The 26,071-nt window shown below is 39.1% G+C and carries 20 protein-coding genes, 20 tRNA genes, 2 rRNA genes and 1 riboswitch; of the genes, 4 read left to right on the top strand and 38 right to left on the bottom strand.

The window, feature by feature from the left end; genetic code table 11:
* Positions 1–6: 6 nt before the first annotated feature.
* Genes ACNHOZ_RS00210 through ACNHOZ_RS00200 form a run of 3 tightly spaced genes read right to left on the bottom strand, consistent with a single transcriptional unit; the run spans position 7 to position 1,572 of the window.
* On the bottom strand, positions 7–465 hold the full coding sequence (locus ACNHOZ_RS00210) for a flavodoxin (protein ID WP_034271367.1): 459 nt from the start codon (positions 463–465) through the stop codon (positions 7–9).
* Positions 466–480: 15 nt separating this feature from the next.
* A complete protein-coding gene (locus ACNHOZ_RS00205) occupies positions 481–1,236 on the bottom strand; it encodes a hypothetical protein (protein WP_230624654.1) in 756 nt (251 codons plus the stop codon).
* A 54-nt stretch (positions 1,237–1,290) separates the two neighbouring features.
* Positions 1,291–1,572, bottom strand: a complete 282-nt coding sequence (locus ACNHOZ_RS00200; RefSeq protein ID WP_028411863.1) for a DUF2325 domain-containing protein — start codon at positions 1,570–1,572, stop codon at positions 1,291–1,293.
* A 207-nt stretch (positions 1,573–1,779) separates the two neighbouring features.
* On the opposite strand from ACNHOZ_RS00200, the gene ACNHOZ_RS00195 reads away from it, so the two are divergent.
* Together ACNHOZ_RS00195 and ACNHOZ_RS00190 are read left to right on the top strand one after the other, a co-directional pair.
* Positions 1,780–1,938 (top strand): DUF1540 domain-containing protein, encoded by a 159-nt coding sequence (locus tag ACNHOZ_RS00195; protein ID WP_013059558.1) that lies wholly within the window; start codon positions 1,780–1,782, stop codon positions 1,936–1,938.
* A gap of 66 nt (positions 1,939–2,004) precedes the next feature.
* Positions 2,005–2,208 carry a hypothetical protein gene (locus ACNHOZ_RS00190; RefSeq protein ID WP_013059559.1) on the top strand — a complete coding sequence of 68 codons (204 nt, stop codon included), beginning with the start codon at positions 2,005–2,007 and terminating at the stop codon, positions 2,206–2,208.
* Positions 2,209–2,237: 29 nt separating this feature from the next.
* Here the strand turns inward: ACNHOZ_RS00190 and ACNHOZ_RS00185 are convergent, their stop codons facing one another.
* The 8 genes from ACNHOZ_RS00185 to ACNHOZ_RS00150 form a co-directional block, all read right to left on the bottom strand.
* On the bottom strand, positions 2,238–3,281 hold the full coding sequence (locus ACNHOZ_RS00185; protein ID WP_013059560.1) for a ribonucleotide-diphosphate reductase subunit beta: 1,044 nt from the start codon (positions 3,279–3,281) through the stop codon (positions 2,238–2,240).
* 16 nt (positions 3,282–3,297) lie between these two features.
* On the bottom strand, positions 3,298–5,541 hold the full coding sequence (locus ACNHOZ_RS00180) for a ribonucleoside-diphosphate reductase subunit alpha (RefSeq protein WP_028411864.1): 2,244 nt from the start codon (positions 5,539–5,541) through the stop codon (positions 3,298–3,300).
* Between the two features lie 133 nt (positions 5,542–5,674).
* Positions 5,675–5,860, bottom strand: a riboswitch (cobalamin riboswitch).
* Positions 5,861–6,137: 277 nt separating this feature from the next.
* Complete coding sequence (gene menC, locus ACNHOZ_RS00175; RefSeq protein ID WP_048019668.1) at positions 6,138–7,241, bottom strand: o-succinylbenzoate synthase; 1,104 nt, start codon at positions 7,239–7,241, stop codon at positions 6,138–6,140.
* Between the two features lie 3 nt (positions 7,242–7,244).
* Complete coding sequence (locus ACNHOZ_RS00170) at positions 7,245–8,708, bottom strand: o-succinylbenzoate--CoA ligase (protein ID WP_098112340.1); 1,464 nt, start codon at positions 8,706–8,708, stop codon at positions 7,245–7,247.
* A gap of 82 nt (positions 8,709–8,790) precedes the next feature.
* Positions 8,791–9,609: a 1,4-dihydroxy-2-naphthoyl-CoA synthase gene (menB, locus tag ACNHOZ_RS00165; protein WP_013085280.1), complete on the bottom strand. Its 819-nt coding sequence runs from the start codon at positions 9,607–9,609 to the stop codon at positions 8,791–8,793.
* A gap of 16 nt (positions 9,610–9,625) precedes the next feature.
* Positions 9,626–10,435: a 2-succinyl-6-hydroxy-2,4-cyclohexadiene-1-carboxylate synthase gene (menH, locus tag ACNHOZ_RS00160; protein ID WP_243495221.1), complete on the bottom strand. Its 810-nt coding sequence runs from the start codon at positions 10,433–10,435 to the stop codon at positions 9,626–9,628.
* Positions 10,436–10,438: 3 nt separating this feature from the next.
* A complete protein-coding gene (gene menD / locus ACNHOZ_RS00155) occupies positions 10,439–12,193 on the bottom strand; it encodes a 2-succinyl-5-enolpyruvyl-6-hydroxy-3-cyclohexene-1-carboxylic-acid synthase (RefSeq protein WP_033579580.1) in 1,755 nt (584 codons plus the stop codon).
* The gene (locus ACNHOZ_RS00150) at positions 12,180–13,601 is read right to left on the bottom strand and encodes an isochorismate synthase (protein WP_255905878.1); all 1,422 of its coding nucleotides are present in this window, start codon (positions 13,599–13,601) and stop codon (positions 12,180–12,182) included. The genes menD and ACNHOZ_RS00150 overlap by 14 nt, the downstream gene beginning before the upstream one ends.
* Before the next feature lie 353 nt (positions 13,602–13,954).
* On the opposite strand from ACNHOZ_RS00150, the gene ACNHOZ_RS00145 reads away from it, so the two are divergent.
* Both ACNHOZ_RS00145 and ACNHOZ_RS00140 read left to right on the top strand, forming a co-directional pair.
* Positions 13,955–14,707, top strand: coding sequence for a TraR/DksA C4-type zinc finger protein (locus tag ACNHOZ_RS00145; protein WP_013059568.1), 753 nt, complete (start codon positions 13,955–13,957; stop codon positions 14,705–14,707).
* Positions 14,708–14,801: 94 nt separating this feature from the next.
* Entirely contained in the window at positions 14,802–15,599 is a 798-nt protein-coding gene (locus ACNHOZ_RS00140; RefSeq protein WP_013059569.1) for a TIGR00266 family protein, read from the top strand.
* Between the two features lie 38 nt (positions 15,600–15,637).
* Here ACNHOZ_RS00140 and ACNHOZ_RS00135 read toward each other — a convergent pair whose 3' ends face one another.
* The 27 genes from ACNHOZ_RS00135 to ACNHOZ_RS00005 all read right to left on the bottom strand — a co-directional run.
* Positions 15,638–18,049, bottom strand: a complete 2,412-nt coding sequence (locus ACNHOZ_RS00135; RefSeq protein WP_048019665.1) for a glycogen/starch/alpha-glucan phosphorylase — start codon at positions 18,047–18,049, stop codon at positions 15,638–15,640.
* A gap of 13 nt (positions 18,050–18,062) precedes the next feature.
* Complete coding sequence (gene glgA, locus ACNHOZ_RS00130; RefSeq protein ID WP_033579578.1) at positions 18,063–19,493, bottom strand: glycogen synthase GlgA; 1,431 nt, start codon at positions 19,491–19,493, stop codon at positions 18,063–18,065.
* On the bottom strand, positions 19,490–20,515 hold the full coding sequence (locus ACNHOZ_RS00125) for a glucose-1-phosphate adenylyltransferase family protein (protein WP_025750736.1): 1,026 nt from the start codon (positions 20,513–20,515) through the stop codon (positions 19,490–19,492). The genes glgA and ACNHOZ_RS00125 overlap by 4 nt, the downstream gene beginning before the upstream one ends.
* 22 nt (positions 20,516–20,537) lie before the next feature.
* Positions 20,538–21,689, bottom strand: a complete 1,152-nt coding sequence (locus tag ACNHOZ_RS00120) for a glucose-1-phosphate adenylyltransferase (protein WP_016765788.1) — start codon at positions 21,687–21,689, stop codon at positions 20,538–20,540.
* Positions 21,640–23,601, bottom strand: a complete 1,962-nt coding sequence (gene glgB, locus ACNHOZ_RS00115) for a 1,4-alpha-glucan branching protein GlgB (RefSeq protein ID WP_063248613.1) — start codon at positions 23,599–23,601, stop codon at positions 21,640–21,642. Before glgB ends, ACNHOZ_RS00120 begins: the two co-directional genes overlap by 50 nt.
* A 294-nt stretch (positions 23,602–23,895) precedes the next feature.
* Positions 23,896–23,967, bottom strand: a tRNA-Glu gene (locus ACNHOZ_RS00110).
* 20 nt (positions 23,968–23,987) lie between these two features.
* A tRNA-Ser gene (locus ACNHOZ_RS00105) sits at positions 23,988–24,078 on the bottom strand.
* Positions 24,079–24,081: 3 nt separating this feature from the next.
* Positions 24,082–24,156, bottom strand: a tRNA-Asn gene (locus tag ACNHOZ_RS00100).
* A gap of 3 nt (positions 24,157–24,159) precedes the next feature.
* A tRNA-Ile gene (locus ACNHOZ_RS00095) sits at positions 24,160–24,236 on the bottom strand.
* Positions 24,237–24,242: 6 nt separating this feature from the next.
* Positions 24,243–24,316, bottom strand: a tRNA-Gly gene (locus ACNHOZ_RS00090).
* Between the two features lie 11 nt (positions 24,317–24,327).
* Positions 24,328–24,403 (bottom strand) — tRNA-His (locus ACNHOZ_RS00085).
* Positions 24,404–24,413: 10 nt separating this feature from the next.
* Positions 24,414–24,489: transfer RNA gene (locus tag ACNHOZ_RS00080), tRNA-Phe, on the bottom strand.
* A 10-nt stretch (positions 24,490–24,499) separates the two neighbouring features.
* Positions 24,500–24,575, bottom strand: a tRNA-Asp gene (locus ACNHOZ_RS00075).
* 4 nt (positions 24,576–24,579) lie between these two features.
* A tRNA-Met gene (locus tag ACNHOZ_RS00070) sits at positions 24,580–24,656 on the bottom strand.
* Positions 24,657–24,681: 25 nt separating this feature from the next.
* Positions 24,682–24,774: transfer RNA gene (locus ACNHOZ_RS00065), tRNA-Ser, on the bottom strand.
* A 27-nt stretch (positions 24,775–24,801) separates the two neighbouring features.
* A tRNA-Met gene (locus tag ACNHOZ_RS00060) sits at positions 24,802–24,878 on the bottom strand.
* Between the two features lie 30 nt (positions 24,879–24,908).
* Positions 24,909–24,984 (bottom strand) — tRNA-Ala (locus ACNHOZ_RS00055).
* Positions 24,985–24,989: 5 nt separating this feature from the next.
* A tRNA-Pro gene (locus ACNHOZ_RS00050) sits at positions 24,990–25,066 on the bottom strand.
* Positions 25,067–25,070: 4 nt separating this feature from the next.
* Positions 25,071–25,147: transfer RNA gene (locus ACNHOZ_RS00045), tRNA-Arg, on the bottom strand.
* 9 nt (positions 25,148–25,156) lie between these two features.
* A tRNA-Leu gene (locus ACNHOZ_RS00040) sits at positions 25,157–25,245 on the bottom strand.
* 14 nt (positions 25,246–25,259) lie between these two features.
* Positions 25,260–25,334: transfer RNA gene (locus ACNHOZ_RS00035), tRNA-Gly, on the bottom strand.
* A gap of 23 nt (positions 25,335–25,357) precedes the next feature.
* Positions 25,358–25,439 (bottom strand) — tRNA-Leu (locus ACNHOZ_RS00030).
* A gap of 14 nt (positions 25,440–25,453) precedes the next feature.
* Positions 25,454–25,529: transfer RNA gene (locus ACNHOZ_RS00025), tRNA-Lys, on the bottom strand.
* An 8-nt stretch (positions 25,530–25,537) separates the two neighbouring features.
* Positions 25,538–25,613: transfer RNA gene (locus ACNHOZ_RS00020), tRNA-Thr, on the bottom strand.
* A gap of 26 nt (positions 25,614–25,639) precedes the next feature.
* Positions 25,640–25,715, bottom strand: a tRNA-Val gene (locus ACNHOZ_RS00015).
* A gap of 9 nt (positions 25,716–25,724) precedes the next feature.
* Positions 25,725–25,840, bottom strand: a 5S ribosomal RNA gene (gene rrf / locus ACNHOZ_RS00010).
* Between the two features lie 109 nt (positions 25,841–25,949).
* Positions 25,950–26,071 (bottom strand): 23S ribosomal RNA (locus tag ACNHOZ_RS00005); the annotation flags it as partial.

Genomic DNA, 26,071 nt, shown 5'->3' with positions numbered 1-26,071 from the left:
GTTTTCTTATGAAGCAGCAGATTTTGCCACTACTTCAGCAAAGTCTTTAGCAAATACCTTACATTTTTCTACATCTTCTCCAAAGGGAGAAAGCTCGATTTTCAAACCAGGAACAGCTATATTTCCGTTGCGTCCCTTTATTTTTTCTTCAATTAAATCAACTGCTCCGCAAAAAACATCATATGATGAATCACCTGAACCAAATACAGCCATCTGCTTTTGACTGAGATCTATATCATCCATTTCATCATAAAGATCTAAAAAATCATCTGGCAGCTCTCCATCTCCCCACGTATAAGCTCCAAAGATAATAGATTCTGCCAATACAAGGTCCGAAGCATCAATGTCATATACTTCTGCTCGTTTCACATGCAATCCATGCTTGACTAATTCTTCTTCGATCAAATCGGCTATTGCTTCTGTGTTGCCTGACATACTCGCATAAGCTAGTAAGATTTCCTTCATGTAAATGACGCTCCTTTACACCAGCAGTGTGGGCCGCACATCCCCTTCTTCATCACATTCTTGCTTAAGAGGACAGTTTTCACACTCACTGGATGCATAGTTCTTTTGAAAATGTTTTGGTTCCATTAACACACTTTTGACAATATGTAGTTGAAGTATGGCTTTTTCATAATCGCCTGTTGCAATATAATAAGTTGTTGTTTCTCCGGTTAATAATGAATAAAAACGAATTTGTTCAGGAACCTTTTTAAAAGCTTGTTTCGAAAAAACGATAATAAAGTCTTTCATTGCGTTCTTCACTTCTTCATGGTCATCTAGAATGAATTTTGTTACCGTATAAGACTTCTCTGTCCATGCAGCAAAATCAATGGTCAGAGAAAGGTTGCTTTGAATTTCTTCTACATAAACGCTGTATTTCTCAAACACAAAAAGTGGTAGCTCCACATGTGTTTTCTCGCCTAAAAACCTCAGTAAATAATCACTTACTTTAGCTAACACATCGTAATAGTGAATGGGTGATGAAAACATATTTGGCTTTAGACGCCAATATTTTTCAATAAGCTGTAAAACATAGAGGTTTGAGCGATACTCAACTGGCTTGCTATAGTATGTTTTAATGATTTGATGGACGGTTACTTGAACATGCTGTTTCCAATCTATAGATGTCTTTTTCAAAAGAAGCTGCTGCTGATAAAATTTGTACGGACATCGAATAAATTGTTCGATGTGGTTATTGGAGAGTGTCTTTATATGCACTTTCATCGGTTCCATCTATGTCTCACCACCCTAATTGAAATTCATTCTCAATAATGATCAAAAATTAAATCATGAAATTTGCTCAATCACTTTACGAATAGCACTCCATGAATGTTTGACGAAATAAATTGGTTTTTGCTGTTTTTTTGCTTTCTCTTTAATGACTTTTGCCATATTGTGATTAATAAAATCCGTAATAACTAATACAAACCCAATATGTTCGGGAATTTCTCGCTTCACCATATTGCTTTTACGGCCATCTAAATGAATTACTTCATTAAACCCTTCTCCCGCTAGACGATCTGTAATATGCTTTAACCTGTCTCCTCCTACAACCATGACTGATGACATGTTTGTTCCCTCCCAATTAATTATTCATTTAATGATTTGACAACAACCTGTATTCTTTACTATATATACAGTTTAATTGAGAATGATTCTCTTTGTCAATGTTTAATTGATAAAAATTCTCAATTAAAATGAAAGTCTACCACCTTTCTTATAAGTTAGTTGAATTTTGACCATACTATAGCTATCACATACAAAGGAGGGTTAACGTTGGAACAAAACATTCTTTGTGAAGTAAATAACTGTCACTTTTGGAAAAATGGAAATCACTGCAGTGCAGAAGAAATTTACGTAGTAAGTCATAGCGGAAAACATGCAGCAAGCAGCTATGAAACAGACTGTAAAACGTTCAAGCCAACTGAAGCGTAACCCGCAAAAGGACAGCCTCTGGGTTGTCTTTTTTCTCTCTTCAAGATCATAAAAAAGGAGACTAGTATGAAGACTGAACAACTGATTCATTTTTTTAAAGAAGAAGCCATAAAAGCAAATGAACAAACCTTTCCAATCTATGTACAATCATTTACTCATTTATGGACATACAAATGGGGAACACTTGAAAACATTCCAGAAGAAATTGATGACTTAATTACCACACGTGCGTTAGAACTTGGACTTATTCACTTAAAAAAAGCTGACTAATCAATAAGGAAATTAGTCAGCTTTTGTGTTTATAGATCATCAAATCCATTTGCATCTGATGCTTTTGTATATTGTCGTGATTTCTGTTCAAAGAAATCGGTTTTCCCTAAATCTACCTCTTGATAAGCAATAATCCAACGAAGAGGATTTTCAATCGGTGCTTCTGGGAAAGCAGCTCGACCGAAGCCTAACTGATTACAGCGTTTATTCGCCATATATTCAATGTACTGCTGCAGTTCTTTCATCGTAATGCCGTCGAATTTTTCTCCAATAACAGATTCCGCCCATTCAATTTCAAGACGAGCTGCCTCTTGGAACGTTTCAACTACAAACGTTTCTAGCTCCTCCGTACGATAAGCTGGATTTTCATTTAGTACTTCCTTGAAAATCTTTTCAAATAACCCAACGTGAAGCTGTTCATCACGATTGATATAATTAATCATCGTAGATGTCGCCACCATCTTTTGATTTCTCGCAAGATTATAGAAGAACGCAAATCCGCTATAGAAGAAAAGTCCTTCTAAAATAACATCATATACCATAGACTTCAAAAAGTTTTCAACCGTTGCTTCTTCGCTAAATGCTTTATATCCGTTTGTAATAAAGTCATTTCGTGCGCGAAGCTTTTCGTCTGTACGCCAGTATTCAAATACTTCATCTTGTTTTCCTTTTGGTACAAGACTTGATAAAACATATGAATACGAATGATTATGAACCACTTCTTGCTGCGCTAAAATAATCATTAGAGCGTTAATCGAAGAATCGGTTACATAGTCAGCTACTTTGCTAGCATAATCTGATTGAATACTGTCCAGTAGCGCCAGCAGGCCAATAATTTTTAGAAAGCTCTCTTGTTCGTCAGCGGTTAACTGAGGGAACTGTTTAATATCTTGACCCATATTAATTTCAAACGGCGTCCAGAAATTAGCTAGCATACGCTTGTATTTAGGGAACGCCCATGAAAATCGGACGTCATCCCAGTTTAGAATATTGGAGCTCTTGCCGTTGATGATTCCTGTCGAACGGTTCGGAGCTGTTTCGTTCATTAATTCTCGTTTTAACATGCTTGTCATCAATTATTCACTCCTTTTAACTATGACAGCTTTCACATTCTTCAATGACTTCACTTGATGTTGAACGTACGTAATAGGTCGTTTTTAATTTTTCTTTCCATGCCGTCATATGAAGATCTAGCAGCTCTTTTGCTCGGATATCATTTTGTACATATAAATTGAATGAAATAGATTGATCAATATGACGCTGGCGCTTGGCGTTTTGCTTAATGCTCCAGTGCTGATCAATTAAATAAACGGACTTATAATACCAGTTTGTTGCTGGCGATAAATCTGGTGCCGTCACTGGGATTTTATAGTTTTTCTTTTCCTCTGAATAAAACTTACGGAAAATCGGATCAATACTTGCCGTAGAACCCGCGATAATAGATGTTGATGAATTAGGTGCTACAGCCATTAAATATCCATTTCTTATCCCATTGCTTTGAACTTCGCTACGCAGTTCACTCCACGCTTCGCTCGTGTATTCACGTGTTTCAAAATAAGCGCCTGACTCAAAATCTGAGCCTTTAAATAATGGATATGCGCCTTTTTCTTTAGCTAAGTTCATGCTTGCCTGCACGGTTAAGTAAGAAATTTGTTCATACAATTCATCGCAATATGCTACCGCTTCATCTGTCTCCCATGCTATTTTCTTTAAGGCAAGCAAATGGTTCCAGCCAAATGTGCCAAGCCCTACTGCGCGGTACTTTTGATTCGTTAGCTTTGCTTGAAGTACCGGCAAATCATTTAACTCAATAACATTATCAAGCATGCGTACTTGAATTGGAATTAAACGTTCAAGTACATCTTCAGTTACGGCTCTCGCTAAGTTAATAGAAGAAAGATTACATACAACAAAATCGCCCGGATTCTTTGTAATAATAATTTTTCCGTCTTCCGTAATTTCCTCTGTTACGACCGTTGTACTTTGGTTTTGCGTGATTTCTGTACATAAGTTACTGCAGTAAATCATGCCCGCGTGTCGGTTTTGATTAGCTCGGTTAACCGTATCACGATAGAACATATAAGGAGTTCCGGTTTCAAGCTGCGAAAGCATAATGCGCTTGAAGATCTCAATAGCAGGCACTGTTTCTCTTGAAAGCTGTTCATTGTTTACACACTCAGCGTAACGAGTGCGGAACGAACCGCTGCCTTCTTCTTCATCATAAAAATCTTCTAACGAGTAGCCCATCAGCGTACGAACTTCGTGAGGATCGAATAAGTGCCAGTCTTCACGTGCTTCTACTTTTTCCATAAACAAATCTGGCAAACATACGCCAGTGAATAAATCATGCGTGCGCTGGCGTTCATCACCATTGTTCAAACGCGCGTCTAAGAATGAAAAAATGTCTTTATGCCAAACGTCTAAATATACGGCAATAGCTCCTTGTCGTTGACCTAGCTGATCGACACTTACAGCCGTATTATTTAGCTGTTTCATCCATGGAATTGTTCCTGATGATACGCCTTTAAAACCTTTTATATCACTTCCTCGGCTTCTAATATGACCGAGGTAGACACCAATTCCGCCTCCATTTTTACTAAGCGTGGCCAAATCTGTATTGCTATCATAAATACCGCGTAAGCTGTCATCAATCGTATCAATAAAGCAGCTAGATAGCTGTCCGTAGCTCTTTCCTGCGTTTGAGAGTGTTGGTGTGGCAACCGTCATATATAGACTAGAAAGCGCCCAGTACGCTTCTTTTACTAATGCTGTTCGATTTTCTTTCTTTTCTTGAGACATCAGCGTCATAGCAATGATAAGAAAACGTTCTTGCGGTAATTCGTATACACGCTTATCATGTGATGTCGCTAAATAGCGATCTGCTAATGTCAGCAATCCAATGTATGTAAATAAACGATCGCGTTCAGGAATAATGACTGAAGCAATTTCATTAATTTCTTCTTCTGTATATGTTTTTAATAGCTGTTTATTATAAATGCCGATTTTTGTTAGTTCTTGAATAAGCTGATAAAACGAACCGTACTTCTCTTTTTTATCATAACCTCGGTTGTCCGCTGCTTTTCGATATAGTTCGTTTAAATAGACGTCTGCCGCCACGTACGTCCAATCTGGTTCTTCCATTGAAATACGCTCTAGGGCTGCCAAAATTAGTACGTTTGCAACCTTTTCGTCCGTCATATTTTCCTTTACTGTAACAGTTTGAATAACCTTTTCCTCATACAAAGAAAAATCAAGCTGCGTAAATTCTTTTTTTAAACGTTCAATATATGCAGTTAATTCATGTAGAATTGTAGGCTTTAATGTATTCACCATAAATATGGCTCCTCTCTTCACTTCAAAATAAAAAATCGCTCACCGTACCTCGGTGAGCGAATAGAACGAAGATAGAAGAAGACACTAAGTCTTTTCTCAATCCTCGCTCTACCCTCTCACCTCCCGAAGAAGATAAAACGACATAAAAAAGGCAGGTCTCCTGACTTATGCTTCTTTTTACTTTAAGGCCTTCCCATGATGTTTACTCACAGTGGATTTCCTTATTTCATCAGCATTCACAGTTGCGGGGACAGCTTTGGATTTTCACCAAATTCCCTTTTAAGTCTTTTTATCAGACACCTTTTTCACTGGAAAACACAAAATATAGTATTTTATTATTGTTTAACAAACAACATATTGTGTTATGTTATAAACACATTATATAGGACAACTTAGAAAACTATCAACCTATTTTCAAAAATAATTTTGTTTTTTACGATAAAATCCTTCGACTTTTTTCATCAAACTACTCCATCATAACATGTTTTGACACGCTTGATGGAACAATGTGCTCTTTTTAAAAAATTTGTCCTATTTTTCTACTAAACATTGCCAACATCAATAAAAAACCGTTTTTCATAAAAAACGGTTTTTAATTATTTGTATTCTTTTTCAAATGCTGTGATTGTTTTGATAAACTTTTTATCAATATCGTATCCGATCCCCGGTTTTTCCTTCACCTTTATTACTCCGGCTTCTACCTCTACTTCGGGCTTAATAATATCTTTTTCCCAATAGCGAGACGACGCAGAAATGTCACCTGGTATCGTGAAAGAAGGCAGTGTGGCAAGGGCGATATTATGAGCTCGTGAAATCCCGGCTTCTAACATTCCGCCAACCCAAAGCCTTACACCGTGTAGGGCGCATAAATCATGAATTTTTTTTGCTACAGACATTCCGCCAACTCGACCGATTTTCACATTGATAATCTTGCAGCTTTTTTGTTCGATTGCATGACGTGCATCTTCATAGCTCACAATACTTTCATCTAAGCAAATCGGCGTCTTCATTTGCTTTTGTAATAATCGATGATCAAGGATATCATCCGAACTTAACGGCTGTTCGATCATCATTAAATTCAATTCATCTAGTTTTTTCAATGAATCACTATCGCTTAACTTATAGGCTGAATTGGCATCAGCCATAAGAGGAATGCTTGGAAATTCATCTCGAATTTGTTTCAGTAGCTCATAGTCAGCGCCTGGCTTAATTTTCACTTTAAAGCGCTTATAACCATCTTTCATATAAGTCTTTATTTGTTCTTTCATGATGGAAATATCATTTAAGCCAACTACCACTCCAGCTTCTACAGCAGGCCTTACTCCGCCAATTACTTCGGCTAAGGGCTTATTTTGGCGCTTTGCATACAAATCCCATACAGCACAGTCCAAAGCTGCTTTAGCCATGTTGTTGCGCTTTAGAGGTTTGAATAACTTTTGAACATCCTCTGGTTTTTGAAGCTGCTGGTGAAGAAGAGAAGGAATTAAAAAATCGTCTAACATATGAAAACATGTCCGAATCGTTTCTTCCGTATACCAAGGAGATGAAAAAGCAACGACTTCTCCCCATCCTGTAAATCCTTTTTCATCTTCTACTTCAAGCAAAATCAATTCTCGATCCTGGACCGTACCATAGCTTGTTGAAAAAGGAGAAAGAAGCTTCATGTCAATTTTATAAAGATGTACTTTTTTGATAATCATCGATTAAATTCCTTTCTGTATGAACGATGATAGCTTCCGGCGTATGATTTTATTAGAGGCCGTTCGCGGTAGCTCCTCTACTCGAACGAAATACTTTGGAAGTTTGTACTTTGCTAAAAATTGTTGAATGTGTAAAGATAACTCTTCATCTGAAACGTCTTCGTTTATAACAATGCATGCTGCAGGAACTTGTCCCCATTTTCCATCGGCTACTCCCGTTACACCGGCCTCTTTAACAGCGGGATGCTTCAACAAAACATTTTCAATTTCAGCTGGATATACATTTTCTCCACCTGAAATAATAAGGTCCGAACGTCTGTCTAATACATATAGAAAGCCTTCTTCATCCACTTTCCCTATATCTCCTGTATAGAACCAGCCTTGTTGAAGGGCTTTTTTAGTAGCTTCAGGTTTATTTAAATATCCTTTTGTAACATTTGGACCTTTAACAATGATTTCTCCTGCTTCACGTGTTTCATTTCCATTCTCATCTACAATTTTCATTGCACACGGAAATAATGGTTTACCTGCTGATCCCAGTTTTCGCAAACTATCTTCAGGTGAAAGCGTAACGAACTGTGAAGATGTTTCTGTCATTCCATACGTTTGATAAACAGGAATTTCTTTATTCACACAAGCCTCTAAAATAGTAAGCGGTGCGGGTCCTCCTCCTAAAAGCATACAGCGAAATGTATTTGGATATTTACGTTCAGCTAATTCATCCAGCATATTCGATAGCATGGAAGTGACAACCGAAATAATTGTTACTCCTTTGTTTTCAATGGCTTCATTCACCGCTCTTGCTTCAAATCGTTCTTCTAAAATGATTTTCATTCCGTAAAAGACGCTCCGCATTAAAATGGATAATCCGCTAATATGAAACAAAGGAACCGCTATAAGCCAGCAGTCTTTTTCATTTAATCCTAAATTAAGCGCTGAACCAATGGAACTCCACCAGTGATTTCCATATGTCTGCAGCACTCCTTTTGGATTACCTGTTGTTCCAGACGTATACATAATGGTGAACGTCTCCTCGAGATTCCAAGTTTTCTGAAAATACGTTTCTGTTTCTGGAGAACTTTTTAAAGAAGATAAAGGAAGCTGAGTAATAGAACTTTGGAACTCTCTCGTTAAAAATGCTTCATCCGTAATAAGCAACGACACGTTTGCATCTGTTAGCTGATAATTGATTTCTTCATTTGTCAAACGCGTATTGACGAGCAGCACCCGAGCGCCAATATAAGAAACCGCATGTAAAATCTCAATAAACTCCACGCTGTTTTTCATGCATAAAGCAATGGTATCACCTTGCTTTACACCGTTAAACGAAAGCTGCTGCGCTACTTTTTGAACACGCTTATGAAGCTCTTGAAAAGTAAGCGATGTTTGCGGTGTTTCTACCGCCACTCGGTTTGGCGTCAAATATGCTCTTTGCATAAGCCCATTAGGAATCGTTTGGCCACTCATAAATTTCTCTCCTTTTTATACTAATTAACTAAATCAAATTGAAAAAACAGCCTGATGATAATCACCAAGCTGTTTCAGCTGTTTAAGGGAAACGTGGGAACTGTTGGAAGTCTGGATTGCGTTTTTCCTTAAATGCATCGCGACCTTCTTTTGCCTCGTCCGTTGTGTAATAAAGAAGCGTTGCGTCACCCGCAAATTGCTGGATACCAGCTAAGCCGTCCGTATCAGCATTAAATGCTGCTTTTAAGAAACGAAGAGCGGTTGGACTTTTTTCTAACATCTCTTCACACCATTGAATTGTTTCAGCTTCAAGCTGTTCTAATGGAACGACCGTGTTTACTAATCCCATGTCTAGTGCTTCTTGAGCGTTGTACTGACGGCATAAGAACCAGATCTCACGCGCTTTCTTATGGCCTACGATGCGAGCTAAGTAACCAGAGCCATATCCTGCATCGAAGCTTCCAACTTTAGGACCTGTTTGTCCAAAGACTGCGTTATCCGCTGCAATTGTTAAGTCACATACAACGTGAAGAACGTGGCCTCCACCAATTGCATAGCCTGATACCATTGCAACAACCGGCTTTGGAATTACGCGAATTAAACGCTGTAAATCTAGAACGTTTAGACGTGGAATTTCATCTTCTCCTACATAGCCGCCGTGACCGCGAACTCTTTGGTCTCCGCCTGAGCAAAATGCTTTATCCCCAGCACCTGCTAATACAATTACTCCAACGCTTGCATCGTCACGAGCATAAGCAAATGCATCGATCAATTCCATTACTGTTTTTGGACGGAATGCATTGTGCACTTCCGGACGGTTAATCGTAATTTTAGCGATTCCGTTATATGTTTCGTATAAAATGTCTTCATATTGACGTACTGATGTCCATTCAACTGTCATCTTTATTTCCTCCTAATTATGTAGTAGCTAAGAACTCACTTACTATTCTACCAAAAATCTCGGGTTGTTCCACGTGAATTGCATGGCCTGTCCCTAAAATAATTTTAGAAGTAGCATTTGGTATTAATGTTTGCATTTCTTTGGAAATTAAACAAAACTTTTGATCTACTTCTCCTGTAATAAGCAAAACCGGCATCAACAGATCGTCCAGCTTCTCCCAAAGGGACGGCTGGACTCCTGTTCCCATTCCTTTCAAGCTGTTGGAAAGGCCGATTTCTGTATGCGAAAGTCTTTCTTGACGCACCGCTTCTTGAACATAGCTAGGCAATTGCTTTTGAGAACGAAAAAGAGGGATTTCCTCCCAAAAGTTCACAAATTCTTCAATTCCATTTTTCACAATGCGGCTCGCCAGCTGCTCATCTTTTTCTTTTCTTAGCTTTTGTTCTTCTCGCGTTTTTAAACCAGGCGATGCGCTTTCTAATACCAACTTTTTCACAGGGTGTGGATATCGCTGAGCAAATGAGAGAGCAAGCCTTCCTCCCATCGAATATCCAATTACATTCACCTGTGATAGAGATAGCTGTTGAAGCAGCTCATGCAGTGCTTCAACAACTGCTTCCATTGAATATGGTTTGATTTCTTTCGGAGCTGCTGATTGGCCATGACCAATAATATCAACAGCAATCACTTGATAGTCTTTAACGAATTTCTTCATAAAGGTACGCCAGGTTTGAGAAGAACCGGTAAAGCCGTGAAGAAGCAGCAGCGGCTCTCCTTTTCCCTCGGTGTGCACATAGTAAGATACACCATTTAATTGATACATCATTGCTTATTCCTCACCGTTTGACAAATTTATTTCCTCGGAAACAAGTTTCCACAAACTGCGATGAGTCTCTACATTTTCTGTACGAGTTGTGCGAATCTCTACAACATGTAACCCGCCTTTTGTGAAAGCATGGTTCATTGCATGTCGAAATTCTTCCCAGCTGCTTGCTGAAGAAAATGTGCCATCATACAGACGAGTGGCATGCTCAAAATTCAATCCAGTTGGCGTACCGAATAAAAATTCAAAGTGCTTTTCTTGTTTTGACTGCGGTAAAAATGAAAAAATTCCTCCGCCGTCATTGTTAACTAGCACAACGGTTAAATTTAAATTATGCATCTTAGCTGCCAGCAGACCATTTAAATCGTGATAAAAAGATAGGTCACCAATAAATAAAACGGTGTGATCGTAAGCCGTGCTTACGCCTAGAGCAGACGAAACCACACCATCAATTCCATTTGCTCCTCGGTTTACAAAAAGTGGAATATCTTTCTCCGTATTTAAGAAGAAAGAATCAATATCTCGAACAGGCATTGAATTTCCAACAAACAAAGCCGTGCCTTCAGGTACTACATCCACAATTTCTTGAACTACTTGTCCTTCGAACCATTCCTGGCCAGAAGTTAATGTTTTGAGAGCCTGTGCAGTTTGAGCATTAATCTTTTTCCATAGACTCAGCCATGAAGTAGACTCCTCTTGATTCGCTGAAAGGCGCTTGATCAGTTCTTCACAAAATAATGTTTCATTGGCTTCAATCATCACTGTTGAACGCAAAGTAGGATCTCTCCAGCCTTTACCTTGGTCAACTACAAACATTTCTTTCGGCTCGTGTGCTTTTAAAAATTGCAATAGCGGTTTCGATACCGGCATCGCGCCAAAACGAATGACAACTTCGGGGTAAAAACGCTCATCAACCTTATCACTTTTTAAAAATGTATCATATGTCTCTATTACATTTTCTTTTGAATGCTTGCCGCTTCTTAATTGTGATAACGGATCTGCGAGCACCGGAAAGCTTAAAGCGTCAGCTAAACGGCATACGCTGTCTACTGCTTTTAAAGACATTTGATCTCCGCATATAATAAGTCCTTTTGTTGTTCCCTCTAGGCGCTTCGCAATTTCTTCGAATCCTTTTTCAGATAGAGATGCTTCTCCATGAATAGCAGCCACATATGATTTACCGCGTTTCCCTTGACTCCATAAATCTTCAATAGACAAATCTGGTACAATCGGTTCACGTAAAGGTACGTTAATGTGTACAGGACCGCTCGGTATAGCTTGAGCTGTATGAACAGCCCTTGAAGCTACTGTTCGAATATAACGATTCATATCTGCACTTTCTTCTGGTAAAGCTGTATCTACAAACCACTTCGCATACTGACCGAAAAGATGATTCTGATTAATTGCCTGCGGGGCACCTATATCCCTTAACTCGTGCGGCCGATCGGCTGTGATAACGACTAAAGGAATGCGTGAGTAGTGAGCTTCAATTACTGCAGGATAATAATTCGCTGCAGCTGTTCCAGATGTACATACAAGCGCCACTGGTTTTTTCTTTGCTTTTGCTATTCCTAGAGCAAAAAAGCCGGCAGAACGTTCATCAATGTTTAAATGCACATGAATATCAGGGTGCTCAGCCATAAGCATCGCAATAGGCGTTGAACGTGACCCTGGACTGACCACTACTTCTTCAACATTTGCTTCTACTAATTCATCCACGAATGACGCAATATACGTTGTTAATGATTTAATGTGTTCCACGCATAATCCCTCCTAAAGCTGAAAGCATCGGGTTGAATTTAATTTTTGTTTCTTCATATTCACTTTCAGGCGTAGAATCTGCTACAATTCCACAGCCCGCAAATAAAACAGCTTCTTTTTGCTGAATAACAGCCGAGCGGATTCCTACTATAAATTCACCGTTTCCATTGATATCCATCCATCCTAAAGGAGCTGCGTACCACCCTCGGTCAAAGGATTCTAGCTTTCGAATAATAGGCAAGGCCTCCTGTTGAGGATATCCTCCTAACGCTGGTGTTGGATGGAGCTTTTGAATAAATGAAAATAGCGTCACATCTTCCTTTATACGCCCTTTCACAGGTGTATACAAATGTTGAATATGCTTTGTTTTATATAAACTTGGCTTATTTGGAATTTCTACTTCATAACAATAAGAATTCATCGCTTCTTTAATCATATGAACAACAACATCGTGCTCAATTAAGTTCTTAGGATCCCGAAGCAATTCCTCACCTAGTTCGTGATCTTCCTGCCTTGTCTTTCCTCTTGGAATCGAACCCGCTAAACAAGTGGAAAACACGTAATCTCCTTGTTTTTGTACTAGTCTTTCTGGGGAAGCGCCGATAAAATGCTGATGCTCTCCCTCTAAAATATATGTGTAGCTAGTTGGCTGTTCCTTTAACAGACGCTGAAGCACGTATTCAGTAGAAATATCTTCATTAAATTTTACTTTTAATTGGCGAGCAAGAACCACTTTCTCTATAACCTGTTGCTTAATTAAAGTAGTAGCTCTTTCAATATTTCCTTTAAATTTCTCTACCCCAATTTCTTCTTTTTCCAACAGCAAAGGTGAAATATGAGATTCCCCGTCGTACTCTTCACAAAGAACAAGTTTTTGGACCTCTTCGAAATAATTGATGTGCTCTTTTACAGAATCTTGTCCTTTAACCATCATATTAACGGTAAGATATCCTTCTTTATTTACCTGGGTATATAACACAGTTGGAATCATAAATTTTGAACTCGGGAAATCACTCCAATAGTTTTCTCGATACTGATTTGGGTCAAATGAAAATCCTCCAAATAAAAGAGGACCTGTCCCATCAGGGAAAATTTGGTTATTTTTATAAAAGTCTTCTTTTATAAAGCGCTTCCATTCATTTTCAATGTGGAAATAACGTTCTTTTGCCGCATTGGTGCAAATAGTATGCGCATATCCTAATCCAACAAATGTATAATAACTGTTGGGATCTTTCCAAAAAAAGCGTTCTTTATAAAACTGGTCATGTCCGTTCGCATAAAAAATAAGGGGGTCAATAGGTCTTACTTTTTTCACTAAACTGACCAATTTTGGCTGATTTTCATTTTTTGCACACTCAATCGCATCTTTAATGTATTCTTGTACTAACTGTTCGGTCGTTGCAATCACACTACGTCCCCCCGTTCATCTTTTTTTCTTAAGTCTGTAACTAACTTATTATAAACTTTCAGTTCAAAAAAATCTAGCATCGCGATTCATGAGCAAAAATTAATTTCGCTTGTCTAAATTACGCCTTTTCAGTAAACCAATAAAAAAATCTTTATGATCTATTTAGTACTCTTTAGCCCTCAAGAACGTTATTTTTATCATACCCTTTTCTATAACCTTTACCTTTCTTTAATTTTCCACTCCATTTCTCTCTTAGCTTCATGAATACCCCAAATCCTCCTAATATGAATCGTGTTTTTTTGAATTTTTAACACATACTACAAAAGCACACTAAATTTTTAAGGGGGAGCTTCATGACACTTTCAAAACAAGAAATCAGTCAGTTAAAACAAAATTTACAGCAGCAGCAGGCTGATATTCAATCGCACTTTGATCAAAATGATCATTTTGGTCTAACTCGAAGCGACGCTCACGATGCTGTAGGAGAACTTTCAAGCTACGATAACCACCCTGGTGACACAGCCACAGAAACATACGAGCGTGAAAAAGACCTTGCACTAAATGAACATGCAAAACAAGAGCTACATGAAATAGAAGAAGCACTGCAGGCAATCGCTCACAGCACGTATGGAACATGCAAAGTATGTGGAGCAGATATCTCATTTGAAAGACTTCAGGCTGTACCAACTACTTTATACTGTAGAGAACATAGCCCATCACAGGATATTCCAAAGCACAGACCTGTAGAAGAAAATGTTCTCCATCACCCATTTGGTCAATACGACTATGACGATACCGAGACGACAGGATACGACGCAGAAGATTCTTGGCAAGACGTTGCGCGTTACGGGACGTCTGAATCTCCTTCTGATTTTATAGAAGATACGTCTAACTATAGTGAAACCTATATTGAGGCGGATGAAGCTATTGGGTACGTTGAAGATTATGAAAACTTTGCCGCTACCGATTTATATGGACAGCCTCTTCCTATTTATCCTTCAAAAGAGCATGAGCGATATGAAAATGCACTGGATGAAGAAGGTACGATGACCATATTTGGAGATTTACCGGCCTATGAGAAAGATCCATACACTGAAAAGGAGTAGTTCTTCATACTACTCTTTTTTCTATTTTTAGTAGGAGCTATGGGAGATGACATCGAATGAATAGGAGATTAGAATTAATAATGAGGTGAACATAATGAATGCACATGAAATTGATTATAAATTGTATGGAGATGACATGCAGTTTGTTGAAATTGAATTAGATCCTTCAGAAAGTGTGATAGCAGAAGCTGGAGGAATGATGATGATGGAAGATGATATTGAGATGGAAACCATTTTTGGTGACGGTTCTTCCTCCAACAGCAGCGGACTTTTTAATAAACTAAAAGGTGCTGGGAAACGCGTATTAACTGGTGAAAGTTTATTTATGACGGTATATACAAATAACGGATATCACAAGCGAAAAGTATCTTTCGCTTCACCTTTTCCAGGTAAGATTATTCCTGTCGATTTAGAGCAGCTCGATCATAAAATTATTTGTCAAAAAAGCTCCTTTTTATGCGCTGCCAAAGGCGTATCCGTTGGTATTGACTTTCAAAAAAAACTAGGAACTGGCTTCTTTGGCGGTGAAGGTTTTATTATGCAAAAATTAGAAGGCAATGGCCTAGCATTTTTGCATGCAGGCGGCACCATTCATAAGAGACAGCTGCAGCCGGGTGAACGCCTTCGTGTAGATACTGGCTGTTTAGTGGCCATGACCCGTGATGTAAATTACAACATCGAATATGTAGGGAAAATTAAAACAGCTCTGTTTGGAGGAGAAGGCATGTTTTTTGCTACTCTGTCAGGACCGGGAACAGTTTGGATTCAATCTCTTCCTTTTAGCCGACTAGCCGATCGCGTTTTATCAAGTGCAGTTTCACCAACGGGAGGTAAAGGTGAAGGCAGTATCCTTGGTTCTTTAGGTGATTTCTTAAACGGTGACAACAGATAAAATAAAAAAGGTGTAGTCGTTGACTACACCTTTTTTATTTATTGATTTAATAAATTTTTAGTGGAATGAATTTCCCAAATATCAGATGCATATTCCTCAATCGTTCGGTCACTAGAAAAAAAGCCGGAATGTGCAATGTTCGTCGCACTCATTTGAAGCCATTTATTTTCATTTCCATAAGCTTCGTTTACTTTTTGCTGTGCCGTAACGTATGAGTCAAAGTCACGGAGTACGTAGTATTCATCATTTTGCATTAATAATGAATCATATATAGGCTCGAATAAGTCATATGTGTCAGGTAAGAAGCCGTTTGTGAGCTGCTCGAGCACTTGTCGAATCCGCTTATCATGATGGTAATAATCATAGGCACGGTATCCTCCATTTTGCTGATAGCTCAATACTTCTTCGGCTTTTAACCCAAAAATAAAGACATTATCTTTTCCTACTGCCTCGCTAATTTCGACGTTCGCTCCGTCCATCGTACCAAGAGTTAACGCTCCGTTCATCATGAATTTCATATTTCCCGTTCCCGAAGCTTCTTTGCTGGCGGTTGAAATCTGTTCGCTGACATCCGCTGCAGGAAAGATATACTCAGCAAGTGACACTCGATAGTTTTCTAAAAAAACGACTTTTAAAAACGGTGATGTTTGTGGATCATGATTGACAACATCAGCTACAGAATTAATTAGCTTGATGACTTTTTTTGCATAATAATAGCCGGGAGAAGCTTTCGCACCAAAAATAAATGTACGAGGCACGATTTGAAAATTAGGGTCTTCTTTTAATCGATTGTACAAATACATAATGTGCAGTACATTTAAAAGCTGTCTTTTATAAGCATGAAGCCTTTTAACCTGTACATCAAAAATAGAATGTGAATCTATTTTAATTCCCGTTTGCTCTTGAATAATATCGGCAAGCAGCTTTTTACGCTGTTGTTTTACTGTTTTTAGTCCTTGTAAAAAGCTTGGATCTTCCACATACTCTTGGAGCTTTATAAGAGAATGCGGCTGTTTAATCCATTTATCTCCTATCACCTCGGTAATAAGAGAGGAAAGCTGCGGGTTAGCTTTTAACAACCAGCGCCGGTGGGTAATTCCATTCGTTTTATTGTTAAATTTAGCAGGATAAAACTGATAAAAATCTTTCATTTCTCGTTCTTTTAAAATATCAGTATGAATCTTTGCCACGCCGTTTACTTTATAACTTCCCACAATTGCTAAATGAGCCATCTTTACTAGCCCGTGCGCTACAATAGCCATATTTTCAATCCGCTGCCAGTCTCCTGGATATGCTTCCCATAATTCTTTACAAAAGCGCTCATTAATTTCTTCAATAATCATATACACTCGTGGAAGCAAGGGTTGAAATAAATCAATCGGCCATTTCTCAAGGGCTTCAGAAAGAGTCGTATGGTTTGTGTATGAAATGGTATTGGACGTAATATGCCATGCATCTTCCCATTCCATTTTTTCTTCATCCAGTAAAATTCTCATTAGCTCAGGAATCGCAAGTACAGGATGCGTATCGTTAATATGAATGGCTACTTTTTCGTGAAAGTTTGTAAGTGTTTGATAGGTATTTCGATGTGCTCTGATAATACTTTGTAAGCTAGCTGACACAAGAAAATATTGCTGTTTCAACCTTAATATTTTACCATCTTCATGTGTATCATCCGGATATAAAAATTCTGATACAGCCTCTGTTTGACGCTTATACTCCATCACATCTTTATGTACTGGAAATGATGAAGGCTCCGCATTCCAAAGGCGAAGTGTATTCACTGTATCTGTTTTATACCCGATAACCGGGATGTCATAAGGAACAGCAGAGACGGGTTCTCCTTTTACATGACGAAAAGAGAATGTTCCGTCTTCCTGTACCATTTCAACTTCGCCCCAAAAGTTCACTTCGATTGCTTGATCTAATTTGCGTACTTCCCATGAATTCCCATGCCTTAACCATTGTTCTGGGAGCTCAATTTGAAAGCCGTTTACAATCTTTTGATCAAACAAACCGTGTTTATAGCGAATCCCATAACCGTGACCAGGAAGATTAAGTGAAGCAAGAGAATCTAAAAAACAAGCAGCAAGCCTGCCTAATCCCCCGTTTCCTAATCCTGCGTCTACTTCGATTTCCTCAATATTTTCAAGTGAAATATTCAGATCACTTAATCCTTCTTTTACAACTTCCCGAATTCCTAAGTTCAACAGATTTTGACCCAACAGTCTGCCTAATAAAAATTCGATAGAAAGATAATACACTTGCTTTGTATGTGAAGACCTATGAATTTCATTGGTTGAAATCCAATCGCTGCTAATATACTCTCGCACCATATTTCCTAATGTATGATAGTGATCTTGAACAGTAGATTCTTTAAAGCTCTTTCCATATGTCATTTCCAGCTTTTTTAAAAAAGCCTCTTGAAAGCTTTTTTTATCAGAGAACAATCTGCTCACCCTTTCACGATGGAGTAGATGTCAAATTTGAATACAATTGATTATATTTAAATGCCGATTGCCCCCAGCTATAATCCTGACTCATAGCATCCATCATTAATTTTTTCCATACATCTTTCTGGTGATAAAATGAAACAGCTCTTTCTAACGTATGAAGCATGTCATGAGCATTATAATTCTTAAAAGAGAAGCCATTTCCCTCTCCGCTATATTCATTATAAGCTTTGACCGTGTCATTCAGGCCGCCCGTTTCACGCACGACTGGAATGGTTCCATACTTTAAGGCTATTAATTGTCCGAGTCCGCAAGGCTCAAAACGGGAAGGCATTAAAAATAAATCCGTACCGGCATAAACTTTATGAGCAAGTTCCTCATTAAAACCAATAATGGCTTTTACTTGTTGCGGGTACGTATCTTCCATCTCACGGAAAAACTGCTCAAACTCGTGTTCGCCAGTTCCTAAAATAACAATTTGGGCTCCTAAGTTAACCGTCTCATGGAAAACGTGCTTGACTAAATCCAATCCCTTCTGCTGGGTTAACCTTGTAACCATCGAAATAATTGGAACATCCTTATTTTCCTCTAATTCAAGATAGCGCTGGAGCTCTTTTTTATTTTTATATTTTCCTTCAATCTCTTCTACAGAATAAGGATAAGATATAAGCTGATCTGCGTCTGGGCTATAAGCTTCTTCATCGATTCCATTTACAATCCCAATTAAATCTTGATTTCGCTGACGCAATAATCCATCTAAACTTTCTCCGTAATAGGGCATTTGAATTTCATCTCGATATGTAGGACTTACCGTGGTAATTTTATCAGCTGATACAAGAGCCGCTTTCATAAAATTAATATTCCCATAAAACTCGAGCTGGCTTGTAGTAAAATAATAATCATTTAAATTTAATAGCTCATATAAATTGCTTTTAGGGAAAATTCCTTGGAATTGCAAGTTATGAATCGTAAAGACCGTCTGGATATGATCATACATATCATAATTAGCACGAAGTAAAAATGGAATCATAGCCGTATGCCAGTCGTGACAATGAATGATATCAGGCTCATTCTCTAAAAATGGGATAGCTTCAAGCACAGCTCTGCTGAAGAAAGCAAATCGTTCAGCGTCATCGTAGTGCCCATATAAGCTATCTCTTTTAAAATAATATTCATTATCAATGAAAATATATTTAACGCCATCCATCGTTAACGATTCAATCCCACAGTACTGTCTTCTCCACCCAACCTGCACATGAATAACTTTTTCAAGCACCATTTCATCTTGATAATGTTGAGGAATGGTTCCGTACTTTGGCATGACTACACATACGTTCGTTCCTAACTTTTTTAATTCTTTAGGCAGGGCACCTGCTACGTCTGCTAATCCTCCTGTTTTAATAAAAGGTACACATTCTGATACAGCAAATAATACATTCACGACTTCATCAACGCTCCTTGAGTTGTTCCTTTAGCAATGACTCTAGGTAGACCTGACTCACCTAGCAACGTTTCATTACTTCCTATTTTCACATCTTTGTCTAAAACAACATTTTCTAATACACTATTTTCTAAAATAACGCCTTTTTGCATCACAATGCTATTCTTAACGACCGTACCTTTTCCAATTTTAACGCCTCGGAAGATAATACTATTTTCCACATGTCCTTCAATCACGCACCCGTTTGCGATCATTGAGTTTTTCACAACCGCTTTTTTTGCGTAACGAGTAGGCGGTTCATCTTTTACTTTAGTGAAAACAGGACGTTCGTTGATAAATAACTGCTTCCAAACATCTGGAGATAAAATTTCCATACTTGTTTTATAGTAGGCATCTAAGCTAGAAATCTCAGCCGTATATCCATGGTGCTCGTACTTTTCTACACGATGAGATTGTGCCATATATCGAACCATTTCTTTAATCGTATAAAAATCATGCGATTCATTTTGCAAAATATTAACTAGAATAGATTTATTAATAATATACATATTAAGCGATTTATCACCCTGCTTCATTTCAGTAATATCTGCATTTGAAGCAATATGACGCTGCAGCACGTGCTCAAAGTCAACTGTACATATCGTATAACTATTAGCAATTAATACGTATTCCTGCTTACTTCTTAAGAAATAATCAATATGATAACGGAACTGCGTGAATAGTGATGGACTCTCTAAGTGTAAATCACTTGTCATAGGAGGGAAGATAAACAATCCATCTCGCTTCCGATCCAAATCCCATTCTTTTCCTGAACCTATATGATCCATCAATGCGCGATAGCGATCACGAGGAAAAATGGCAACGCTCGAAATTCCAGAGTTCACCATATTAGAAAGCGTAAAATCGATTAATCGATAGCGCCCTGCAAAAGGAATGGCAGCAATCGATCTATAAAAGGTTAAAGGCTGCAGCGCTGTTGTGTTTGTACAAGCATCAATAATACCAAGCATTTGATTATTCAATGTCGTTCATCCTCTCTGTTCGTTAAATGCATTTAGCAACTGATTCAATCAATTCTTGAGTAACAAGAATTACTTCTTCGCTTCCTTTGGTCGGTCGAATGATAGTACCGTCTGGAACTTCAATGTCCGATGGAACAATTGCGTTTTCAATATATACGTTAGAGCCTATCTTTGCAGTAGGCATGACAACCGTTTTCTTAACTTCAGAACCTGAACCGATTTGTACACCTGGAAATAACACGGACTGCTCTACGTTTCCTTCGACAACGCACCCTTCATTTACTAATGACTCCACCACGCAGGCGTTTGGCGCAATATATTGAGGAGGCTGATTAGGGTTAACAGAGTATACTTTCCATGAAGAGTCAAATAAATTAAGCTCGTCTTTATCACATAACAAATCCATATTCGCTTCCCATAAGCTTTTTACAGTTCCTACATCTTTCCAATAACCTTGGAATGGATATGCAATTAGCTTTTTCTTTTCATCTAGTAAAAGCGGAATAACATCTTTACCAAAATCATGGCTTGAGTATGGATTGCGTGCATCCATTTCTAAATATTCTTTTAAAATACTCCATTTAAAAATATAAATCCCCATAGAAGCTAGATTATTTTTAGGACGCTGTGGCTTTTCATCGAACTCCATTACATCTAGGTCACTATTTGTATTTAAAATACCAAAACGGCTCGCTTCTTCCCAAGGTACTTCAATAACAGAAATCGTTACATCTGCTTCTTTGTTTATATGATAATCAAGCATATTTTCATAGTTCATTTTATAAATGTGATCACCTGATAGAATCAGTACGTACTCAGGATCATATTGTGTCAAATAGTTTAAATTTTCATAAATAGCGCTAGCCGTGCCTTTATACCACTTTACTCCATCTGACTCCGCGTATGGAGGCAATACTGTGACGCCACCATTCCGTCGGTCCAAATCCCAAGCGCTTCCAATTCCAATGTATGAATTGAGAACTAGCGGTTGATATTGTGTTAATACACCTACTGTTTCAATACCTGAATTTGTACAATTACTTAAAGCAAAATCAATAATTCGATACTTACCACCAAATGGTACAGCTGGCTTTGCTAGATTTTTTGTAAGTGAACTTAGCCGACTACCTTTTCCTCCTGCCAATAACATCGCTACGCATTTCTTTTTTAACATGTTGTTTTCTCTCCCCTCGTTTTCTCTTTGCTCGTAGTATACTAATGCCAAACGGCGGAATATTCATTTCAATGCAAAAAGGTTGACCGTGAAACGATTCATCCACTGATTTTAATGCCTTTTTATTTACAATGCCTGAACCGCCGTACACTTCGTCATCACTGTTAATAACTTCAATGTACTCTGTCTCAACTGGAACTCCAACTTTGTAAGAATGATATGGATACTCAGAAAAATTGCTAACAACTATAAAAATCTCCTGATTTTCTTTCGACTTGCGAATAAAGGAGAAAATTTGTTGATGATGATTGTTAACATCAATCCATTCAAATCCATCTGGATTATGGTCTAATTCATATAAAGGCTTGCTTCTTTTATAAATCTTGATGAGATCCTTCATATATCCGTTAAGATTGCGATGCATGTCAAAGTCATAAAGCATCCAGTCTAATTCTTCCAAATCTTTCCACTCATCAAATTGGCCAAACTCTCCGCCCATAAATAAAAGCTTTTTTCCAGGGTGTGCAAAGAAATATCCATATAGCAGTCGAAGCTGTGCAAACTTGCGCCAGTAATCACCTGGCATCTTATTAAGCAATGATTTTTTCCCATGTACGACTTCATCATGAGAAAGCGGCAAAATAAAGTTTTCGTTAAACGCATACATTAGTGAAAAGGTCATTTTATCGTGAAGATAGGGACGTCTTTCCACGCCAGCTTCCATGTACGTTAAAACGTCATTCATCCATCCCATGTTCCACTTATAATTAAAGCCTAAACCGCCCTCATACGTAGGTGCTGTAACAAGGGGCCAATCCGTTGAATCTTCTGCCATCATTAATATCGTTTCATCAGATTTAAAAACAGCTTCATTCAATTTTTTTAAGAAGCTGACAGCTCCATCATTTACTGCTTTTCCAGAAGAATTTTGCCAATAAAGCATATTAGCTACAGCATCTACTCGAAATCCATCTATGTGGAAGTACTCCAACCAAAACAAAGCGTTCGAAATGAGAAAACTTTGTACTTCAGGCTTGCCTAAATCGAAATTAGCTGTTCCCCAAACATAGTTTTCACGGTCGGGTTCTTTTTTGTATTCATAAGTAGGTTCTCCATCGAACATATACAGACCATGTTCATCCTTACAAAAATGCCCGGGTACCCAGTCTAAAAGAACGCCTATATTATTTTGATGACACTCATCTATAAAGTTCATCAACTCTTTAGGTGTACCGTATCGACTGGTAGCAGAATAGTATCCAGTTCCTTGATATCCCCAGGATCGGTCGAGCGGATGCTCAATGACTGGTAATAACTCAATATGTGTAAAACCTTGTTCAGCAATATAAGGAATAAGCTCCTGTGCTAATTCACTGTATGTATAAAGGCTGCCATCTTCATGAGTCCTCCAAGACCCTGCATGCAGCTCGTAAATACACAGTGGTCTTTCATATATATTTTGCTGTTTTTTCTTTCTACGCCAATATTGGTCGTTCCATTTGTACCCATCCAATGAGTAAACAATAGACGCAGTGTTTGGACGCACTTCACTGAAGAAAGCGTATGGATCTGCTTTTAATTTTTTTTGATTGCTTTGTGTGATGATTTCATATTTATAAATAGTCCCTTGTTCTAATTCAGGGATAAATGTCATCCAAATACCTTCTTCATTAACTTTAACCATTGAATGTTGAAAACCGTTCCATTTATTAAAATCACCTACAACGCTTACACCCTTTGCATGAGGTGCCCACACGCAAAATCGTACGCCTTCAATTCCTTCTACCGTTACCTGATGCGCACCGAAAATAGAGTAACTGCGAAATAAGTTTCCTTCGTGATACAAATGAACATCAAATTCAGTAGGCTGAACCGCTAGATTCACTTTTGCCACCCCTTTAACTTCAAACATAATATACGCACATAATATACGCTTCTTACCACTCATTCCCTTTTATAGTAAAAACATAAACCTTTTCTACAAATATAATAGAATAAATGTTCTTTAAAATTACTCTTTATTCCATACTCTTCATACTTTATTACTTTATGAATAATTCCATATGATATAGGGAAAATCCTGCTTAAAACTTACTTTTTATTCTGAAAATTCATGGTAATTATTCCTAACTATTATTCCTGTTTACTTAATCTTTAAAAAAGCGCAAATAAAAAAAGGTTTGCATATATGCAAACCTTTTTAAGATGACCCGTACGGGATTCGAACCCGTGTTACCGCCGTGAAAGGGCGGTGTCTTAACCGCTTGACCAACGGGCCATATTTAAATTTAAAACGACTGGCGGAGAAGGAGGGATTTGAACCCTCGCGCCGCTTACACGACCTACACCCTTAGCAGGGGCGCCTCTTCAGCCACTTGAGTACTTCTCCGTATGGCTCCACAGGTAGGACTCGAACCTACGACCGATCGGTTAACAGCCGATAGCTCTACCACTGAGCTACTGTGGAATATGGTGGGCCTAAGTGGACTCGAACCACCGACCTCACGCTTATCAGGCGTGCGCTCTAACCAGCTGAGCTATAGGCCCATTATTTGGAGCGGGTGATGAGAATCGAACTCACGACATCAGCTTGGAAGGCTGAGGTTTTACCACTAAACTACACCCGCATTACTTAAGATGGGGCGACTGATGGGAATCGAACCCACGAATGCCGGAACCACAATCCGGTGCGTTAACCACTTCGCCACAATCGCCGTCTTAAAATGGTGGCTCGGGACGGAATCGAACCGCCGACACAAGGATTTTCAGTCCTTTGCTCTACCAACTGAGCTACCGAGCCTTTATGTAAATGGCGGTCCCGACGGGAATCGAACCCGCGATCTCCTGCGTGACAGGCAGGCATGTTAACCGCTACACCACGGGACCACTTTGGTTGCGGGGACAGGATTTGAACCTGCGACCTTCGGGTTATGAGCCCGACGAGCTACCGAACTGCTCCACCCCGCGATGATATGAATATGATATAAATAAATGGCGGAGGAAGAGGGATTCGAACCCCCGCGGGCTTTAACACCCCTGTCGGTTTTCAAGACCGATCCCTTCAGCCGGACTTGGGTATTCCTCCGTATATTTATAACAAATGTAACTTATATGGTAGCGGCGGAGGGAGTCGAACCCACGACCTCACGGGTATGAACCGTACGCTCTAGCCAGCTGAGCTACACCGCCATATTATTCGTTACAATTATTTAATTTCATTGGTGGAGCCTAGCGGGATCGAACCGCTGACCTCCTGCGTGCAAGGCAGGCGCTCTCCCAGCTGAGCTAAGGCCCCATAAATGGTCGGGAAGACAGGATTCGAACCTGCGACCCCTTGGTCCCAAACCAAGTGCTCTACCAAGCTGAGCTACTTCCCGTTTATGGCGCGCCCGAGAGGAGTCGAACCCCTAACCTTTTGATCCGTAGTCAAACGCTCTATCCAATTGAGCTACGGGCGCTTATTAAAATGGTGCCGAGGGCCGGACTTGAACCGGCACGGTAGTCACCTACCGCAGGATTTTAAGTCCTGTGTGTCTGCCAATTCCACCACCCCGGCAGGACTTATATACGTGGAGCGGAAGACGAGGTTCGAACTCGCGACCCCCACCTTGGCAAGGTGGTGTTCTACCACTGAACTACTTCCGCGCATATATGAAATTAAGTAAAGATGCGGGTGAAGGGACTTGAACCCCCACGTCGTAAGACACTAGATCCTAAGTCTAGCGCGTCTGCCAATTCCGCCACACCCGCGTGTGAATATTAAATGGTGAGCCATGAAGGACTCGAACCTTCGACCCTCTGATTAAAAGTCAGATGCTCTACCAACTGAGCTAATGGCTCGAAAAAAATGGTGCCGGCAAGAGGACTTGAACCCCCAACCTACTGATTACAAGTCAGTTGCTCTACCAATTGAGCTACACCGGCGTGCAATCTCTGACTTAAATAGTCGATGGTGGAGGATGACGGGATCGAACCGCCGACCCCCTGCTTGTAAGGCAGGTGCTCTCCCAGCTGAGCTAATCCTCCGATATAAAAGCCTGGCAACGTCCTACTCTCACAGGGACAAAGTCCCAACTACCATTGGCGCTAAAGAGCTTAACTTCCGTGTTCGGTATGGGAACGGGTGTGACCTCTTCGCTATCGCCACCAGACATATTATATTATACATGATTTAAAAAAGAAAGCAAGACTTTTTTGAAAAAGTTTTGTTCTTTCAAAACTAGATAACAGGTTGCTGAGTAAAGCTTACGCTTTTAAAGTTTGGTTAAGTCCTCGATCGATTAGTATCAGTCAGCTACACATGTCGCCACGCTTCCACCTCTGACCTATCAACCTGATCATCTTTCAGGGATCTTACTAGCTTGCGCTATGGGAAATCTCAT

The sequence above is a fragment of the Priestia sp. D51 genome (assembly GCF_053345675.1).
This window is presented reverse-complemented; position numbering and strand designations above follow the sequence as displayed.

What these genes read in the sequence shown, in the direction of transcription:
- menH (WP_243495221.1), bottom strand. Translation starts at nt 10,435, where the DNA reads ATGATGTATCAATTAAATGGTGTATCTTACTATGTGCACACCGAGGGA.
- ACNHOZ_RS00180 (WP_028411864.1), bottom strand. Translation starts at nt 5,541, where the DNA reads ATGGTGAATACATTAAAGCCTACAATTCTACATGAATTAACTGCATAT.
- menB (WP_013085280.1), bottom strand. Translation starts at nt 9,609, where the DNA reads ATGACAGTTGAATGGACATCAGTACGTCAATATGAAGACATTTTATAC.
- ACNHOZ_RS00205 (WP_230624654.1), bottom strand. Translation starts at nt 1,236, where the DNA reads ATGGAACCGATGAAAGTGCATATAAAGACACTCTCCAATAACCACATC.
- ACNHOZ_RS00190 (WP_013059559.1), top strand. Translation starts at nt 2,005, where the DNA reads ATGAAGACTGAACAACTGATTCATTTTTTTAAAGAAGAAGCCATAAAA.
- ACNHOZ_RS00200 (WP_028411863.1), bottom strand. Translation starts at nt 1,572, where the DNA reads ATGTCATCAGTCATGGTTGTAGGAGGAGACAGGTTAAAGCATATTACA.
- glgB (WP_063248613.1), bottom strand. Translation starts at nt 23,601, where the DNA reads ATGTTTGAAGTTAAAGGGGTGGCAAAAGTGAATCTAGCGGTTCAGCCT.
- ACNHOZ_RS00170 (WP_098112340.1), bottom strand. Translation starts at nt 8,708, where the DNA reads ATGAGTGGCCAAACGATTCCTAATGGGCTTATGCAAAGAGCATATTTG.
- ACNHOZ_RS00145 (WP_013059568.1), top strand. Translation starts at nt 13,955, where the DNA reads ATGACACTTTCAAAACAAGAAATCAGTCAGTTAAAACAAAATTTACAG.
- menC (WP_048019668.1), bottom strand. Translation starts at nt 7,241, where the DNA reads ATGATTATCAAAAAAGTACATCTTTATAAAATTGACATGAAGCTTCTT.
- ACNHOZ_RS00120 (WP_016765788.1), bottom strand. Translation starts at nt 21,689, where the DNA reads ATGTTAAAAAAGAAATGCGTAGCGATGTTATTGGCAGGAGGAAAAGGT.
- ACNHOZ_RS00210 (WP_034271367.1), bottom strand. Translation starts at nt 465, where the DNA reads ATGAAGGAAATCTTACTAGCTTATGCGAGTATGTCAGGCAACACAGAA.
- ACNHOZ_RS00140 (WP_013059569.1), top strand. Translation starts at nt 14,802, where the DNA reads ATGAATGCACATGAAATTGATTATAAATTGTATGGAGATGACATGCAG.
- ACNHOZ_RS00185 (WP_013059560.1), bottom strand. Translation starts at nt 3,281, where the DNA reads ATGACAAGCATGTTAAAACGAGAATTAATGAACGAAACAGCTCCGAAC.